We start from the raw sequence: 14,631 nt of genomic DNA, 5'->3' as shown, positions 1-14,631 counted from the left end.
TTGTCGTGGCTAAAGAAAAATTTGATCGTTCCCTACCGCACGTCAACGTTGGCACCATCGGTCACGTTGACCACGGTAAAACCACTCTGACTGCTGCTCTGACTCGCGTTTGCTCGGAAGTTTTCGGTTCCGCAATCGTTGACTTCGACAAGATCGACAGCGCACCAGAAGAAAAAGCTCGCGGTATCACCATCAACACCGCGCACGTTGAGTACAACTCGAAGATCCGTCACTACGCTCACGTTGACTGCCCAGGTCACGCTGACTATGTGAAGAACATGATCACCGGTGCTGCTCAGATGGACGGCGCTATTCTGGTTTGCTCGGCCGCTGATGGTCCGATGCCACAAACCCGTGAGCACATCCTGCTGTCCCGTCAGGTAGGCGTTCCGTACATCGTGGTTTTCCTGAACAAGGCTGACCTGGTAGACGACGCAGAGCTGCTGGAACTGGTTGAGATGGAAGTTCGTGACCTGCTGTCCACCTACGACTTCCCGGGCGATGACACTCCAATCATCATCGGTTCGGCTCGTATGGCTCTGGAAGGCAAAGACGACAACGAGATGGGCACCACTGCCGTCAAGAAACTGGTTGAGACTCTGGATGCTTACATCCCAGAACCAGTTCGTATGATCGACAAGCCATTCCTGATGCCAATCGAAGACGTATTCTCGATCTCGGGTCGCGGTACTGTTGTGACTGGTCGTATCGAGCGCGGTATCGTTCGCGTTCAGGATCCGCTGGAAATCGTTGGTCTGCGTGACACCACCGTTACTACTTGCACCGGTGTTGAAATGTTCCGCAAGCTGCTCGACGAAGGTCGTGCTGGCGAGAACTGCGGCGTTCTGCTGCGTGGTACCAAGCGTGACGACGTTGAACGTGGTCAGGTTCTGGTTAAGCCGGGTTCGGTTAAGCCGCACACCAAGTTCACCGCAGAAGTTTACGTTCTGAGCAAGGAAGAAGGCGGTCGTCACACTCCGTTCTTCAAAGGCTACCGTCCACAGTTCTACTTCCGTACTACTGACGTGACTGGTAACTGCGAGCTGCCAGAAGGCGTTGAAATGGTAATGCCAGGTGACAACATTCAGATGACTGTTACCCTGATCAAAACCATCGCGATGGAAGACGGTCTGCGTTTCGCTATCCGTGAAGGCGGTCGTACCGTCGGCGCTGGCGTCGTAGCCAAAATCATCGAGTAATTCTCTTTTTTAGAGTTTGCTTGATGCTTTGAAAAAAGCCCCCGCTCAGCGGGGGCTTTTTTATTGGGTTGACACCCATCTGGGGCGTCTATAGAATTGCGCCTCCTTTTAACGGGCGTATTGCGCTCGGTGGGAATAGCAGCCGGAGTCTGAAATCCAATGCAAAATCAGCAAATCCGTATCAGGTTGAAGGCTTTCGACCATCGCCTGATCGACCAATCAACCCAGGAAATCGTGGAAACCGCGAAACGTACTGGTGCTCAAGTGCGTGGTCCAATTCCACTGCCTACCCGTAAAGAGCGGTTCACCGTTCTGGTTTCTCCGCACGTCAACAAAGACGCGCGCGACCAGTACGAAATCCGCACTCATAAGCGCGTTCTGGACATTGTCCAGCCAACGGATAAAACCGTTGATGCTCTTATGAAGCTTGATCTTGCGGCCGGTGTGGAAGTGCAGATCAGCCTCGGCTAAGACTCGGTCTTAGTCGTGTAACGCTCTGAAATGGGCGGCCATAGCGGGTGAAAGCCCCGTACACTCATGAGGTTTACAACATGACTATTGGTGTAGTCGGTCGTAAATGCGGTATGACCCGTATTTTCACCGAAGAAGGTGTCTCCATTCCGGTCACGGTCATTGAGATCGAGCCGAATCGCGTCACCCAGTTCAAAACTGAAGAGACCGATGGCTATCGTGCAGTGCAAGTCACTGTCGGCGAGCGTCGTGCTTCGCGTGTAACAGCAGCTCAGGCTGGCCACTTCGCTAAAGCGAACGTTGCCGCTGGTCGCACTACCATGGAATTCCGTCTTGAAGAAGGCGAGTACCAGGCTGGCGATCTGATCAACGCTGAAATCTTCGCCGCTGGTCAACTGGTTGATGTAACCGGTCAGTCCAAGGGTAAAGGCTTCCAGGGTACGATCAAGCGTTGGAATTTCCGCGGGCAAGATAACACCCACGGTAACTCCGTATCCCACCGCGTCCCAGGCTCTATCGGCCAGTGCCAGACTCCTGGTCGTGTATTCAAGGGCAAAAAAATGTCCGGTCATATGGGCGCTGAGCGCGTGACCGTGCAGTCCCTGGAAGTAGTGCGCGTGGACGCTGAACGCAATCTGTTGTTGGTCAAGGGTGCTGTTCCTGGCGCTACTGGCGGCAACCTGGTTGTACGTCCAGCAGCCAAGGCTCGCGGTTAAGGGGAAGCTGACATGCAATTAAATGTAAATGACGCTCAAGCGATCGAAGTTTCCGAACTGACATTTGGCGGCGAATTCAACGAGACGCTGGTTCACCAAGCAGTCGTGGCCTACATGGCCGGCGGCCGTCAAGGTACCAAGCAGCAGAAGACCCGTTCCGACGTTCGTGGTGGCGGTAAGCGCCCATGGCGTCAGAAAGGTACTGGCCGTGCTCGTGCCGGTACTATCCGTAGCCCAATCTGGCGTGGCGGCGGTACCACTTTTGCAGCACGTCCACAGGATCACTCCCAGAAGCTGAACAAGAAGATGTATCGCGCAGCAATGCGTTCCATCCTTGCTGAGCTGGTGCGTACTGATCGTCTGGTCGTGGTTCAGGATTTCGCTGTTGAAACTCCGAAAACCAAAGATCTGCTGGGCAAGCTGAACAACATGAGCCTGACCGACGTTTTGATCGTGTCGGACGCTGTTGATCAGAACCTGTACCTGGCTGCTCGTAACCTGCCGCACGTAGATGTACGTGACGTTCAAGGTTCCGATCCAGTTAGTCTGATCGCATACGACAAGGTGTTGATCACCGTGTCGGCCGTGAAGAAATTCGAGGAGCTGCTGGGATGAACCAGGAACGCGTATTTAAAGTTCTGCTTGGCCCGCACGTTTCCGAGAAGGCTACGGTTCTGGCAGACAAGAAAGGCCAGTTCGTTTTCAAGGTTGCTACTGACGCAACCAAGCTGGAAATCAAGAAGGCCGTCGAAAGCCTGTTCAGCGTGAAAGTAGAGCGCGTCACTACCCTGAATGTTCTGGGTAAGAGCAAGCGCACTGCTCGCGGTCTGGGCAAGCGTAATGACTGGAAGAAGGCAGTTATCTCCCTTCAGCCAGGCCAAGATCTCGATTTCAGCAGCAGTGCTGAGTAAGGAAGGGGTGCATCATGGCAATCGTTAAATGCAAACCGACTTCCCCTGGCCGCCGTTTTGTGGTCAAGGTGGTCAACCAGGAGCTGCATAAAGGCGCTCCTCACGCACCGCTGCTCGAGAAAAAATCGAAGACTGGTGGTCGTAACAACAATGGCCGTATTACCACGCGTCACATCGGTGGTGGTCATAAGCAGCATTATCGTATGGTCGATTTCCGTCGCAACGACAAAGATGGCATCGTCGCCACTGTCGAGCGTATCGAATACGATCCAAACCGTACTGCTCACATCGCACTGCTCTGCTACGCAGACGGCGAGCGCCGCTACATCATCGCCCCTAAAGGCGTGAGTGCTGGCGACCAGCTGATCGCAGGCGCTCTGGCTCCAATCAAGCCAGGCAACGCCCTGCAACTGCGCAACATCCCAGTCGGTTCTACCGTACACGGCATCGAACTGAAGCCAGGTAAAGGCGCACAGATCGCTCGTTCCGCTGGTGCTTCGGCTCAGCTGATCGCTCGTGAAGGCGTTTACGTTACCCTGCGTCTGCGTTCCGGTGAAATGCGTAAAGTCCTGGCTGAATGCCGTGCGACCCTGGGCGAAGTCTCGAACTCCGAGCACAGCCTGCGTTCGTTGGGTAAAGCTGGTGCCAAGCGCTGGCGTGGCGTTCGCCCAACCGTTCGTGGTGTTGCCATGAACCCGGTTGACCACCCACATGGTGGTGGTGAAGGTCGTACCTCTGGTGGTCGTCATCCGGTATCGCCATGGGGCTTCCCGACTAAGGGCGCGAAGACTCGTGGTAATAAGCGTACCGACAAAATGATCGTCCGTCGTCGCAAGTAAATAGAGGGATACGACAGTGCCACGTTCTCTGAAAAAAGGTCCTTTTATTGATCTTCACCTACTGAAGAAGATCGAAGTGGCGGCGGAAAAGAACGATCGCAAACCAATTAAGACTTGGTCGCGTCGTTCGATGATCCTGCCACAAATGGTCGGTCTGACCATCGCAGTACACAACGGTCGTCAGCACGTCCCAGTTCTCGTTAACGAAGACATGGTCGGCCACAAACTGGGCGAGTTCGCCGGTACCCGCAACTATCGCGGGCACGTGGCTGACAAGAAAGCCAAGCGTTAAGGGGTTAGGAAATGGAAGTAGCCGCTAAGTTGTCGGGCGCTCGAATCTCCGCCCAGAAAGCCCGCTTGGTCGCCGACCAGATCCGCGGGAAGAAGGTGGGCGAAGCGCTCAACTTGTTGGCTTTCAGCAGTAAGAAAGCCGCCGAGATCATGAAGAAAGTGCTGGAGTCGGCCGTAGCCAACGCCGAGCATAACGAAGGCGCAGACGTTGATGACCTGAAGGTCAGCACCGTTTTCGTCAACGAAGGGCGTTCGCTGAAGCGCATCATGCCACGTGCCAAAGGCCGTGCTGATCGCATCGTCAAGCGGTCTTGCCATATCACTGTCAAGGTTGCTGACAAGTAACGGAGTCGAAGAGATGGGTCAGAAAGTACATCCCATTGGCATTCGCCTGGGAATCGTCAAGGAGCACACCTCCGTCTGGTACGCAGACGGTCGGACTTATGCGGACTACTTGTTCGCAGATCTGAAAGTGCGTGAGTATCTCCAAGACAAACTAAAAAGCGCGTCCGTAAGCCGTATCGATATCCATCGTCCGGCCCAAACTGCACGTATCACCATCCACACCGCTCGTCCAGGTATCGTTATCGGGAAGAAAGGTGAAGATGTTGAGAAACTGCGTCAGGACCTGACCAAGCAAATGGGTGTGCCTGTGCACATCAATATCGAAGAGATCCGCAAGCCGGAGCTCGACGGTATGCTGGTTGCGCAGAGCGTAGCTCAGCAGCTGGAGCGTCGTGTAATGTTCCGTCGCGCTATGAAGCGCGCAGTACAGAACGCCATGCGCATTGGTGCCAAGGGCATCAAAATCCAAGTGAGCGGTCGTCTCGGCGGTGCTGAAATCGCACGTACTGAATGGTATCGCGAAGGTCGTGTGCCATTGCACACCCTGCGTGCCGACATCGACTATGCCAACTACGAAGCTCACACCACTTACGGTGTGATCGGTGTAAAGGTTTGGATCTTCAAAGGCGAAGTAATTGGTGGTCGCCAAGAAGAGCTGAAACCACAAGCACCAGCGCCTCGTAAAAAAGCTGCTAAGTAAGGGGTACGCCAAATGTTGCAACCTAAGCGTACGAAGTTCCGCAAGCAGATGACAGGCCACAACCGTGGTCTGGCTCAGCGCGGTAGCAAAGTCAGCTTCGGCGAGTTCGCGCTGAAGTCTGTAGCTCGTGGTCGTCTCACCGCTCGTCAGATCGAGTCAGCGCGTCGTGCTCTGACCCGTCACGTTAAACGTGGCGGCAAGATCTGGATCCGTGTATTCCCGGACAAGCCTATTTCCAAAAAGCCCCTCGAAGTTCGTATGGGTAAAGGTAAGGGTAGTGTGGAGTACTGGGTTGCCCAGATTCAGCCAGGCAAAGTCCTGTATGAAATCGAGGGTGTTTCTGAAGAGCTGGCGCGTGAGGCTTTTGCCCTGGCTGCTGCAAAGCTGCCGCTCGCCACCGCCTTTGTTAAACGGACGGTGATGTGATGAAAGCGAATGAACTTCGTGAAAAATCCGCACAGCAGCTGAACGAGCAACTGCTCGGCTTGCTGCGCGACCAGTTCAATCTGCGTATGCAGAAAGCAACTGGCCAGTTGGGGCAGTCTCATCTGCTCTCGCAAGTTAAACGTGACATCGCTCGCGTGAAGACTGTGCTCAACCAGCAGGCAGGTAAGTGATCATGGCTGAAGCCGAAAAAACTGTCCGTACGCTGACTGGCCGTGTTGTCAGCGACAAGATGGACAAAACCATCACCGTACTGATCGAGCGTCGCGTAAAGCACCCGATCTACGGTAAATACGTTAAGCGTTCGACTAAGCTGCACGCGCACGACGAAACCAACCAGTGCCACATCGGCGACAAAGTCACTATTCGTGAAACTCGTCCTATGGCCAAGACCAAGTCTTGGGCGCTGGTTGATGTTCTCGAACGCGCTGTGGAAGTCTAAGGACTAGGGGTCGGAGAAATTATATGATTCAGACTCAATCCATGCTCGATGTGGCCGATAACAGCGGCGCTCGCCGTGTTATGTGCATCAAGGTGCTGGGTGGCTCCCATCGTCGTTACGCTGGTATCGGTGACATCATCAAAGTTACCGTGAAGGAAGCAATTCCTCGCGGTAAAGTGAAAAAAGGCCAAGTGATGACTGCTGTTGTAGTCCGCACTCGTCACGGCGTACGTCGTGCTGATGGCTCCATTATCCGCTTTGATGGCAACGCTGCTGTTCTTCTGAACAACAAGCAAGAGCCGATCGGCACCCGTATCTTTGGGCCAGTGACCCGTGAACTTCGTACTGAGAAGTTCATGAAGATCGTCTCGCTCGCCCCAGAAGTGCTGTAAGGAGATCCGACATGCAAAAGATTCGTCGTGACGACGAGATCATCGTGATCGCCGGCAAAGACAAAGGTAAGCGCGGTAAGGTGCTCAAGGTTCTTGCTAATAACCGTCTGGTTATCAGCGGTCTGAACCTGGTAAAGCGTCATACCAAGCCTAACCCGATGTCGGGCGTGCAAGGCGGTATCGTCGAAAAAGAAGCTCCACTGGACGCTTCTAACGTCGCCATTTTCAACGGCGAAACCAACAAGGCTGACCGCGTTGGTTTCAAAGTAGAAGACGGCAAGAAAATTCGTGTCTTCAAGTCGACCCAAAAAGCGGTTGATGCTTGAACACTGCTAGGTAGAAGACCATGGCACGACTAAAAGAGATTTACTGGAAGGAAATCGCACCGAAGCTTAAGGAAGAACTTAAGCTTTCGAACGTGATGGAAGTTCCACGCGTTACAAAAATCACCCTGAACATGGGTCTGGGCGAAGCTGTTGGTGACAAAAAAGTCATCGAGCATGCTGTTGCTGACCTGGAAAAGATCACCGGCCAAAAAGTCGTTGTGACCTACGCTCGTAAATCCATCGCTGGCTTTAAAGTCCGTGAAGGATGGCCGATCGGCGTCAAGGTGACTCTGCGCCGTGAGCGTATGTACGAGTTCCTGGATCGTCTGTTGTCGATCTCCCTGCCTCGGGTTCGCGACTTCCGCGGCCTGAATGCCAAGTCCTTCGATGGTCGTGGCAACTACAGCATGGGCGTGAAAGAGCAGATCATTTTCCCGGAAATCGACTACGACAAGATCGATGCTCTCCGCGGTCTGGACATTACCCTGACCACCACTGCCAAGAACGATGATGAAGGCCGCGCTCTGCTGCGTGCTTTCAAATTCCCGTTCCGCAACTGATTGGAGTAGGAAAATGGCCAAGAAGAGCATGAAAAACCGTGAGCTGAAGCGTCAGCTCACCGTTGCCAAGTACGCCACCAAGCGTGCAGCGCTGAAAGCTATCATCGTTGATCTGAACGCAAGTCCAGAAGCGCGTTGGGAAGCTACCGTAGCTCTGCAGAAGCAACCACGTGACGCAAGCGCTTCGCGCATGCGTAACCGTTGCCGCCTGACTGGTCGTCCGCACGGCGTTTACCGCAAGTTCGGCCTTGGCCGTAACAAGCTGCGTGAAGCTGCAATGCGTGGTGACGTACCAGGTCTGGTTAAAGCCAGCTGGTAATTGCTGTCAAAGTCTCGATGTTCGGGTTCGCAAGAACCTGACCATCGGTGGCCTTGAATCTGAATCAAGCCCCTTTTGGGGCTTGATTCATTTCTGGGGTGTGTCTAGAATGACCGGCTCGCCTGAGCCCGTGTTTTTCATGCCCGGAAGTTCTCGGCGACAAGTAGTAGCCGCAAGGCTAATTTTTCTGTATTAGGAGCGTCTAGCCCATGAGTATGCAGGACCCGTTAGCGGACATGCTAACTCGAATCCGTAATGCCCAGATGGCTGAAAAGTCTGTCGTAAGCATGCCGTCTTCCACGCTGAAGGTGGCTGTAGCAAAAGTCCTGAAGGACGAAGGTTACATCGCGGATTTTCAGATCACCACCGACGCTAAGCCGTCGTTGTCCATCGAGCTGAAGTACTTCGAAGGCCGTCCGGTTATCGAAGAAGTGAAGCGCGTTAGTCGTCCAGGCCTGCGTCAGTACAAGTCCGTTGAAGATCTGCCGAAAGTTCGTGGCGGTCTTGGCGTGTCTATCGTCTCCACCAACAAAGGTGTGATGACGGATCGTGCTGCGCGCGCTGCCGGTGTCGGCGGCGAAGTTCTTTGCACTGTGTTCTAAGGGGGGATAAGCATGTCTCGCGTCGCTAAGAACCCCGTTAAGCTGCCAGCCGGTGTCGAAGTAAAATTCGCAGGCCAACAGCTTTCGGTGAAGGGTGCCAAGGGTACTCTTGAACTGAACATCCATTCGTCCGTTGAGATCGTTGAAGAAGCTGGTGAGCTGCGTTTCGCTGCTCGCAATGGCGATCAACAAACTCGCGCAATGGCCGGTACCACGCGTGCGTTGGTAAACAACATGGTCCAAGGCGTAAGCCAAGGCTTCGAGCGCAAGCTCCAGCTGGTCGGTGTTGGTTACAAGGCGCAAGCAAAAGGCACGGTTTTGAACCTGGCCCTTGGCTTCTCGCACCCAGTGGATTACGAACTGCCGGAAGGCATCACCGCTGAGACTCCTAGCCAGACCGATATCCTGATCAAGGGCATCGACAAGCAGCTGGTAGGTCAAGTGGCCGCTGAGATCCGCGACTTCCGTCCACCAGAGCCGTACAAAGGCAAAGGTGTGCGCTACGCGGACGAAGTCGTCCGTCGTAAAGAAGCCAAGAAGAAGTAGGGCATAGCAAATGACCGACAAAAAAGTTACTCGACTGCGTCGCGCTCGCAAAGCACGCCTGAAAATGCACGAACTCGAAGTCGTGCGTCTCTGCGTGTTCCGCTCGTCGCAGCACATCTACGCCCAGGTCATCTCGGCCGACGGCAACAAGGTCCTGGCAAGCGCCTCGACTTTGGATAAAGAACTGCGTGATGGTGCCACTGGCAACATCGACGCGGCCACAAAGGTTGGCCAGCTGGTCGCTACGCGTGCTAAGGCCGCTGGCGTCTCGCAAGTGGCTTTCGACCGCTCTGGCTTCAAGTACCACGGTCGCGTGAAAGCGCTGGCTGATGCTGCTCGTGAAGCTGGGCTGGAGTTCTAAGTTATGTCAAATAACGACCAAAAGCGCGACGAAGGCTACATTGAGAAGCTGGTTCAAGTTAACCGCGTAGCCAAAACCGTTAAAGGCGGCCGTATCTTCACTTTCACCGCGTTGACCGTGGTGGGTGATGGTAAAGGGCGTGTTGGCTTCGGCCGTGGCAAGTCGCGTGAAGTGCCTGCTGCGATCCAGAAGGCAATGGAAGCTGCTCGCCGCAACATGATCCAAGTTGATCTGAACGGCACCACTCTGCAGTACGCAATGAAGTCCGCTCACGGCGCTTCGAAGGTGTACATGCAGCCTGCTTCTGAAGGTACCGGTATCATCGCTGGCGGCGCTATGCGTGCTGTCCTCGAAGTTGCTGGCGTTCAGAACGTTCTGGCCAAGTGCTACGGCTCGACTAACCCGGTAAACGTGGTTCACGCCACTTTCAAAGGTTTGAAAGCTATGCAGTCTCCTGAATCCATTGCCGCCAAGCGTGGCAAAAGCGTCAAGGAGATCTTCTGATCATGGCTACCGTTAAAGTAACGCTGATCAAAAGCATGACCGGCCGCATCCCTAACCACAAACTGTGCGTTAAGGGTCTGGGTCTGCGTCGCATCGGTCACACTGTAGAAGTCCAGGATACTCCCGAGAATCGCGGGATGATCAACAAGGCTTACTACATGCTGCGTGTCGAGGGTTAATCGATGAAACTCAATGATCTGAGTCCAGCGCCGGGTTCCCGTCGCGAAAAGCATCGTCCGGGCCGTGGTATCGGTAGCGGTTTGGGTAAGACTGGTGGCCGTGGTCACAAAGGTCAAACCTCCCGTTCCGGTGGCACCATTGCTCCAGGCTTTGAAGGCGGTCAACAGCCGCTGCATCGTCGCCTGCCGAAGTTCGGTTTCGTTTCCCTGAAAGCCATGGACCGCGCAGAAGTGCGTCTGTCCGAGCTGGCTAAAGTGGAAGGCGACATCGTCACCGTGCAGTCCCTGAAAGATGCCAACGTGATCAACGTCAACGTACAGCGTGTGAAAATCATGCTGTCCGGTGAAGTGACTCGCGCTGTCACTATCGGCAAGGGAATCGGCGCCACCAAAGGTGCGCGTGCGGCTATCGAAGCAGCTGGCGGCAAGTTCGAGGAATAAATGGCTAAGCAAGGTGCTCTCTCTGCGCTCGGCAAAGGCGGTATGTCTGAACTCTGGGCTCGTCTGCGTTTTCTGTTCCTGGCGATTATCGTCTACCGAATAGGCGCACACATCCCGGTTCCAGGTATCAACCCGGACCGACTCGCAGACCTGTTTCGACAGAATGAGGGGACCATTCTTAGCTTGTTCAACATGTTCTCCGGCGGCGCGCTGGAACGGATGAGCATCTTTGCATTGGGGATCATGCCGTACATTTCGGCATCGATCATCATGCAGCTGATGACCGCCGTCAGTCCGCAGCTGGAGCAGTTGAAGAAGGAAGGTGAAGCTGGCCGTCGCAAGATCAGCCAGTACACCCGCTACGGCACCGTCGTCCTCGCTCTCGTTCAGGCTATTGGCATGTCCATTGGTCTGGCGGGGCAGGGCGTTGCGTTCACTGGTGACTTTGGCTTCCATTTCGTCGCGGTATCCACTTTTGTGGCTGGTGCGATGTTCATGATGTGGCTGGGTGAGCAGATTACTGAGCGTGGTGTAGGTAACGGTATCTCGATGTTGATTTTTTCGGGTATCGTCGCCGGTCTTCCGAGAGCAATCGGGCAGTCTTTCGAGTCTGCGCGTCAGGGTGATATCAACATCTTCGCCTTGGTTGCCATCGGTTTGCTGGCAGTAGCGATTATCGGTTTCGTGGTGTTCATTGAGCGTGGTCAGCGTCGTATCGCTGTTCACTACGCCAAGCGTCAGCAGGGCCGCAAGGTTTTTGCTGCGCAGACTAGCCACCTGCCGTTGAAGGTGAACATGGCCGGTGTTATTCCGGCTATTTTCGCGAGCAGCATTTTGCTGTTCCCGGCTTCGTTGGGTGCCTGGTTCGGTCAGTCTGAAGGTATGGGCTGGTTGCAGGACATCTCGCAGTCGATCGCTCCTGGTCAGCCGTTGAATATTCTGCTGTTTAGTGCAGGGATTATTTTCTTCTGCTTCTTCTATACGGCGTTGATGTTCAATCCGAAAGACGTAGCGGAAAACCTGAAGAAGTCCGGTGCCTTTATTCCGGGCATCCGTCCAGGTGAGCAGTCGGCGCGCTACATTGATGGCGTTCTGACCCGCTTGACCATGTTCGGTGCTCTTTACATGACGGCCGTGTGTCTGTTGCCCCAGTTCCTGGTGGTTGCAGCAAACGTTCCGTTCTACCTTGGCGGGACCTCGTTGCTGATCGTGGTCGTGGTTGTGATGGACTTCATGTCCCAAGTACAATCGCACCTCGTTTCGCACCAGTACGAATCCCTGATGAAGAAAGCCAACCTGAAGGGTTACGGCAGCGGCATGTTGCGCTGAGTACCCATAAGGTTCGAGGAGTTGGTGATGAAAGTTCGTGCATCGGTGAAAAAGCTGTGCCGTAACTGCAAGATTATTCGCCGCGAAGGTGTTGTTCGAGTAATTTGCAGCGCGGAACCGCGTCACAAACAGCGCCAAGGCTGAGTGTGATTGTGCTTCAAGCCCGGTAGCTAGTGCGCTACCGGGTTGATTATTTGTTATTACAGCGATATTATCTCGCGCCCTATTTCTTGGCTTCCGGGGCGTAGGTAGCTGTCAATTGGAGTCCCACTGAATGGCCCGTATTGCAGGCGTTAACATTCCAGATAACAAGCATACTGTTATCTCGCTGACCTACATCTATGGTGTTGGTCGCACTACTGCGCAGAAGATCTGTGCAGTGACTGGGGTAAACCCAGCAGCAAAGATCAAAGATCTGAGCGACGAGCAAATTGAACAGCTGCGTGGCGAAGTGGCGAAGTTCACCACTGAAGGTGACCTGCGTCGCGAAATCAACATGAAAATCAAGCGCTTGATGGACCTCGGTTGCTATCGCGGTCTGCGTCATCGTCGTGGTCTGCCAGTACGCGGTCAGCGTACCAAGACCAACGCGCGTACCCGTAAAGGTCCGCGTAAGCCGATCCGCAAGTAATCGCCCCAGCGAATCGACAGGAATTTAATCATGGCAAAACCTGCTGCTCGTCCTCGTAAAAAAGTTAAAAAGACAGTGGTTGATGGCATCGCCCACATCCATGCATCTTTTAACAACACCATCGTGACCATTACCGACCGTCAAGGTAACGCTCTTTCCTGGGCTACCTCCGGTGGTTCGGGTTTCCGCGGTTCCCGCAAGTCCACGCCGTTTGCTGCTCAAGTAGCTGCTGAACGTGCTGGTCAAGCTGCGCTGGAATACGGCCTGAAAAACCTCGACGTTAACGTCAAGGGCCCAGGTCCAGGTCGTGAATCCGCAGTCCGCGCTTTGAACGGCTGTGGCTACAAGATCGCCAGCATCACCGACGTGACGCCAATCCCGCACAACGGGTGCCGTCCGCCGAAGAAGCGCCGCGTGTAATCCAGGAGATTGTAAAGAATGGCTCGTTACATTGGTCCAAAATGCAAACTCGCTCGTCGCGAAGGCACCGATCTCTTTCTGAAGAGCGGCGTGCGCGCGATCGAATCGAAGTGCAACATTGAAGCAGCACCTGGTATCCACGGCCAACGCCGCGGTCGCCAGTCCGATTACGGCACCCAACTGCGTGAAAAGCAGAAGGTCCGTCGTATCTACGGCGTTCTCGAGCGTCAGTTCAGCGGCTACTACAAAGAAGCTGCTGGCAAGAAAGGTGCAACCGGTGAAAACCTGCTGCAACTGCTCGAATGCCGTCTGGACAACGTTGTATACCGTATGGGCTTTGGTTCGACTCGTGCCGAATCCCGTCAGCTGGTATCGCACAAGTCGATCAGCGTTAACGGTCAGACCGTAAACGTTCCGTCGTATCAGGTTCGTGCTGGTGACGTGGTTGCAGTTCGCGAGAAAGCAAAAAACCAACTTCGCATTGTCCAAGCTCTCGATCTGTGTGCCCAACGTGGCCGCGTAGAATGGGTAGAAGTAGACACTGAGAAGAAGTCGGGCGTTTTCAAGAACGTTCCTGCTCGCAGTGATCTGTCCGCCGACATCAACGAAAGCCTGATTGTCGAGCTCTACTCCAAGTAAGGGCTAGAAAATAGGTGCATCCATGCAGATTTCGGTAAATGAGTTCCTGACACCCCGCCACATTGATGTGCAGGTTGTCAGTCCAACCCGCGCCAAGATCACTCTCGAGCCTCTCGAGCGTGGTTTTGGCCACACCCTGGGCAACGCGCTGCGACGCATCCTGTTGTCCTCAATGCCCGGCTGCGCAGTAGTCGAGGCCGAGATTGACGGTGTGCTCCACGAGTACAGCGCCATCGAAGGTGTACAGGAAGACGTAATTGAAATCCTGTTGAACCTTAAAGGTCTGGCCATCAAGCTGCACGGTCGTGACGAAGTTACGCTGACCTTGTCGAAGAAGGGTTCGGGGGTGGTTACCGCTGCCGATATTCAGCTGGATCATGATGTCGAGATCGTTAATCCCGATCACGTAATCGCTAACCTGGCGTCTAACGGCGCCCTGAACATGAAGCTCACCGTAGCTCGTGGTCGTGGTTATGAACCAGCCGACTCGCGTCAGAGCGATGAAGACGAAAGCCGCAGCATCGGTCGCTTGCAGCTTGACTCTTCGTTCAGCCCGGTTCGCCGTATCGCATACGTGGTGGAAAACGCCCGTGTCGAGCAGCGTACCAACCTGGACAAGCTGGTTATTGATCTGGAAACCAACGGTACTCTGGATCCTGAAGAGGCTATTCGCCGCGCTGCAACCATCCTGCAACAGCAGTTGGCTGCGTTCGTCGACCTCAAAGGTGACAGTGAGCCAGTGGTTGTCGAGCAGGAAGACGAGATCGATCCGATCCTGCTTCGCCCGGTTGACGATCTGGAACTGACTGTACGTTCGGCTAACTGCCTTAAGGCGGAAAACATCTACTACATCGGTGACCTGATTCAGCGTACCGAAGTAGAGCTGTTGAAGACTCCGAACCTTGGCAAGAAATCCTTGACTGAAATCAAGGACGTTCTGGCCTCCCGCGGTCTGTCCCTCGGCATGCGCCTCGACAACTGGCCGCCTGCAAGTCTTAAGAAGGACGACAAGGCGACTGCCTGA

General features: G+C 54.4%; 28 protein-coding genes. All 28 read left to right on the top strand.

Annotated features, from left to right (window positions below; genetic code table 11):
* Positions 1-5: 5 nt before the first annotated feature.
* Positions 6-1,199: an elongation factor Tu gene (gene tuf / locus HU754_RS27130; protein ID WP_064361246.1), complete on the top strand. Its 1,194-nt coding sequence runs from the start codon at positions 6-8 to the stop codon at positions 1,197-1,199.
* Positions 1,200-1,358: 159 nt separating this feature from the next.
* Positions 1,359-1,670: a 30S ribosomal protein S10 gene (gene rpsJ / locus HU754_RS27125; RefSeq protein ID WP_003186070.1), complete on the top strand. Its 312-nt coding sequence runs from the start codon at positions 1,359-1,361 to the stop codon at positions 1,668-1,670.
* Positions 1,671-1,750: 80 nt separating this feature from the next.
* Complete coding sequence (gene rplC, locus HU754_RS27120) at positions 1,751-2,386, top strand: 50S ribosomal protein L3 (protein ID WP_003228738.1); 636 nt, start codon at positions 1,751-1,753, stop codon at positions 2,384-2,386.
* 12 nt (positions 2,387-2,398) lie between these two features.
* Positions 2,399-3,001 carry a 50S ribosomal protein L4 gene (gene rplD / locus HU754_RS27115; RefSeq protein WP_007918468.1) on the top strand — a complete coding sequence of 201 codons (603 nt, stop codon included), beginning with the start codon at positions 2,399-2,401 and terminating at the stop codon, positions 2,999-3,001.
* A complete protein-coding gene (gene rplW, locus HU754_RS27110) occupies positions 2,998-3,297 on the top strand; it encodes a 50S ribosomal protein L23 (protein WP_002555488.1) in 300 nt (99 codons plus the stop codon). Before rplD ends, rplW begins: the two co-directional genes overlap by 4 nt.
* A gap of 14 nt (positions 3,298-3,311) precedes the next feature.
* Positions 3,312-4,136 carry a 50S ribosomal protein L2 gene (gene rplB, locus HU754_RS27105; RefSeq protein WP_003228734.1) on the top strand — a complete coding sequence of 275 codons (825 nt, stop codon included), beginning with the start codon at positions 3,312-3,314 and terminating at the stop codon, positions 4,134-4,136.
* A gap of 16 nt (positions 4,137-4,152) precedes the next feature.
* On the top strand, positions 4,153-4,428 hold the full coding sequence (gene rpsS, locus HU754_RS27100) for a 30S ribosomal protein S19 (RefSeq protein ID WP_011336172.1): 276 nt from the start codon (positions 4,153-4,155) through the stop codon (positions 4,426-4,428).
* An 11-nt stretch (positions 4,429-4,439) separates the two neighbouring features.
* Positions 4,440-4,772, top strand: coding sequence for a 50S ribosomal protein L22 (gene rplV / locus HU754_RS27095; protein ID WP_003103908.1), 333 nt, complete (start codon positions 4,440-4,442; stop codon positions 4,770-4,772).
* 13 nt (positions 4,773-4,785) lie between these two features.
* A complete protein-coding gene (gene rpsC, locus HU754_RS27090; protein WP_003176422.1) occupies positions 4,786-5,472 on the top strand; it encodes a 30S ribosomal protein S3 in 687 nt (228 codons plus the stop codon).
* 12 nt (positions 5,473-5,484) lie between these two features.
* A complete protein-coding gene (gene rplP / locus HU754_RS27085; protein ID WP_007896757.1) occupies positions 5,485-5,898 on the top strand; it encodes a 50S ribosomal protein L16 in 414 nt (137 codons plus the stop codon).
* On the top strand, positions 5,898-6,089 hold the full coding sequence (gene rpmC / locus HU754_RS27080) for a 50S ribosomal protein L29 (RefSeq protein ID WP_002555481.1): 192 nt from the start codon (positions 5,898-5,900) through the stop codon (positions 6,087-6,089). Before rplP ends, rpmC begins: the two co-directional genes overlap by 1 nt.
* Positions 6,090-6,091: 2 nt before the next feature.
* A complete protein-coding gene (rpsQ, locus tag HU754_RS27075; protein ID WP_003194644.1) occupies positions 6,092-6,358 on the top strand; it encodes a 30S ribosomal protein S17 in 267 nt (88 codons plus the stop codon).
* Between the two features lie 23 nt (positions 6,359-6,381).
* Complete coding sequence (gene rplN, locus HU754_RS27070) at positions 6,382-6,750, top strand: 50S ribosomal protein L14 (protein ID WP_002555479.1); 369 nt, start codon at positions 6,382-6,384, stop codon at positions 6,748-6,750.
* A gap of 11 nt (positions 6,751-6,761) precedes the next feature.
* Positions 6,762-7,076 (top strand): 50S ribosomal protein L24, encoded by a 315-nt coding sequence (rplX, locus tag HU754_RS27065; protein WP_008081905.1) that lies wholly within the window; start codon positions 6,762-6,764, stop codon positions 7,074-7,076.
* 20 nt (positions 7,077-7,096) lie between these two features.
* The gene (gene rplE, locus HU754_RS27060; protein WP_003176415.1) at positions 7,097-7,636 is read left to right on the top strand and encodes a 50S ribosomal protein L5; all 540 of its coding nucleotides are present in this window, start codon (positions 7,097-7,099) and stop codon (positions 7,634-7,636) included.
* Between the two features lie 13 nt (positions 7,637-7,649).
* Complete coding sequence (gene rpsN / locus HU754_RS27055; protein ID WP_003228726.1) at positions 7,650-7,955, top strand: 30S ribosomal protein S14; 306 nt, start codon at positions 7,650-7,652, stop codon at positions 7,953-7,955.
* Between the two features lie 209 nt (positions 7,956-8,164).
* Positions 8,165-8,557, top strand: coding sequence for a 30S ribosomal protein S8 (gene rpsH, locus HU754_RS27050; RefSeq protein WP_007918458.1), 393 nt, complete (start codon positions 8,165-8,167; stop codon positions 8,555-8,557).
* A 12-nt stretch (positions 8,558-8,569) separates the two neighbouring features.
* Positions 8,570-9,103: a 50S ribosomal protein L6 gene (rplF, locus tag HU754_RS27045; protein WP_003176412.1), complete on the top strand. Its 534-nt coding sequence runs from the start codon at positions 8,570-8,572 to the stop codon at positions 9,101-9,103.
* A gap of 10 nt (positions 9,104-9,113) precedes the next feature.
* Positions 9,114-9,464, top strand: a complete 351-nt coding sequence (gene rplR, locus HU754_RS27040; protein WP_003186037.1) for a 50S ribosomal protein L18 — start codon at positions 9,114-9,116, stop codon at positions 9,462-9,464.
* A 3-nt stretch (positions 9,465-9,467) separates the two neighbouring features.
* The gene (gene rpsE, locus HU754_RS27035) at positions 9,468-9,968 is read left to right on the top strand and encodes a 30S ribosomal protein S5 (RefSeq protein ID WP_003186035.1); all 501 of its coding nucleotides are present in this window, start codon (positions 9,468-9,470) and stop codon (positions 9,966-9,968) included.
* 2 nt (positions 9,969-9,970) lie between these two features.
* Entirely contained in the window at positions 9,971-10,147 is a 177-nt protein-coding gene (gene rpmD, locus HU754_RS27030) for a 50S ribosomal protein L30 (protein WP_003176408.1), read from the top strand.
* Between the two features lie 3 nt (positions 10,148-10,150).
* Positions 10,151-10,588, top strand: a complete 438-nt coding sequence (rplO, locus tag HU754_RS27025; RefSeq protein WP_003228720.1) for a 50S ribosomal protein L15 — start codon at positions 10,151-10,153, stop codon at positions 10,586-10,588.
* Entirely contained in the window at positions 10,589-11,917 is a 1,329-nt protein-coding gene (secY, locus tag HU754_RS27020) for a preprotein translocase subunit SecY (protein WP_003228718.1), read from the top strand.
* A gap of 27 nt (positions 11,918-11,944) precedes the next feature.
* Positions 11,945-12,061, top strand: a complete 117-nt coding sequence (gene rpmJ / locus HU754_RS27015; protein WP_002555468.1) for a 50S ribosomal protein L36 — start codon at positions 11,945-11,947, stop codon at positions 12,059-12,061.
* Between the two features lie 130 nt (positions 12,062-12,191).
* A complete protein-coding gene (gene rpsM, locus HU754_RS27010) occupies positions 12,192-12,548 on the top strand; it encodes a 30S ribosomal protein S13 (RefSeq protein ID WP_003186020.1) in 357 nt (118 codons plus the stop codon).
* Positions 12,549-12,578: 30 nt separating this feature from the next.
* On the top strand, positions 12,579-12,968 hold the full coding sequence (gene rpsK / locus HU754_RS27005; protein ID WP_002555466.1) for a 30S ribosomal protein S11: 390 nt from the start codon (positions 12,579-12,581) through the stop codon (positions 12,966-12,968).
* Positions 12,969-12,986: 18 nt separating this feature from the next.
* On the top strand, positions 12,987-13,607 hold the full coding sequence (gene rpsD / locus HU754_RS27000) for a 30S ribosomal protein S4 (RefSeq protein WP_003176404.1): 621 nt from the start codon (positions 12,987-12,989) through the stop codon (positions 13,605-13,607).
* Positions 13,608-13,629: 22 nt separating this feature from the next.
* Complete coding sequence (locus HU754_RS26995; protein ID WP_003186012.1) at positions 13,630-14,631, top strand: DNA-directed RNA polymerase subunit alpha; 1,002 nt, start codon at positions 13,630-13,632, stop codon at positions 14,629-14,631.

This window comes from Pseudomonas zeae (assembly GCF_014268485.2).
Lineage (GTDB): Bacteria > Pseudomonadota > Gammaproteobacteria > Pseudomonadales > Pseudomonadaceae > Aquipseudomonas > Aquipseudomonas neuropathica.
Note: the sequence above shows the minus strand (reverse complement) of the source record. Positions and strands in the feature narration are given on the sequence as shown.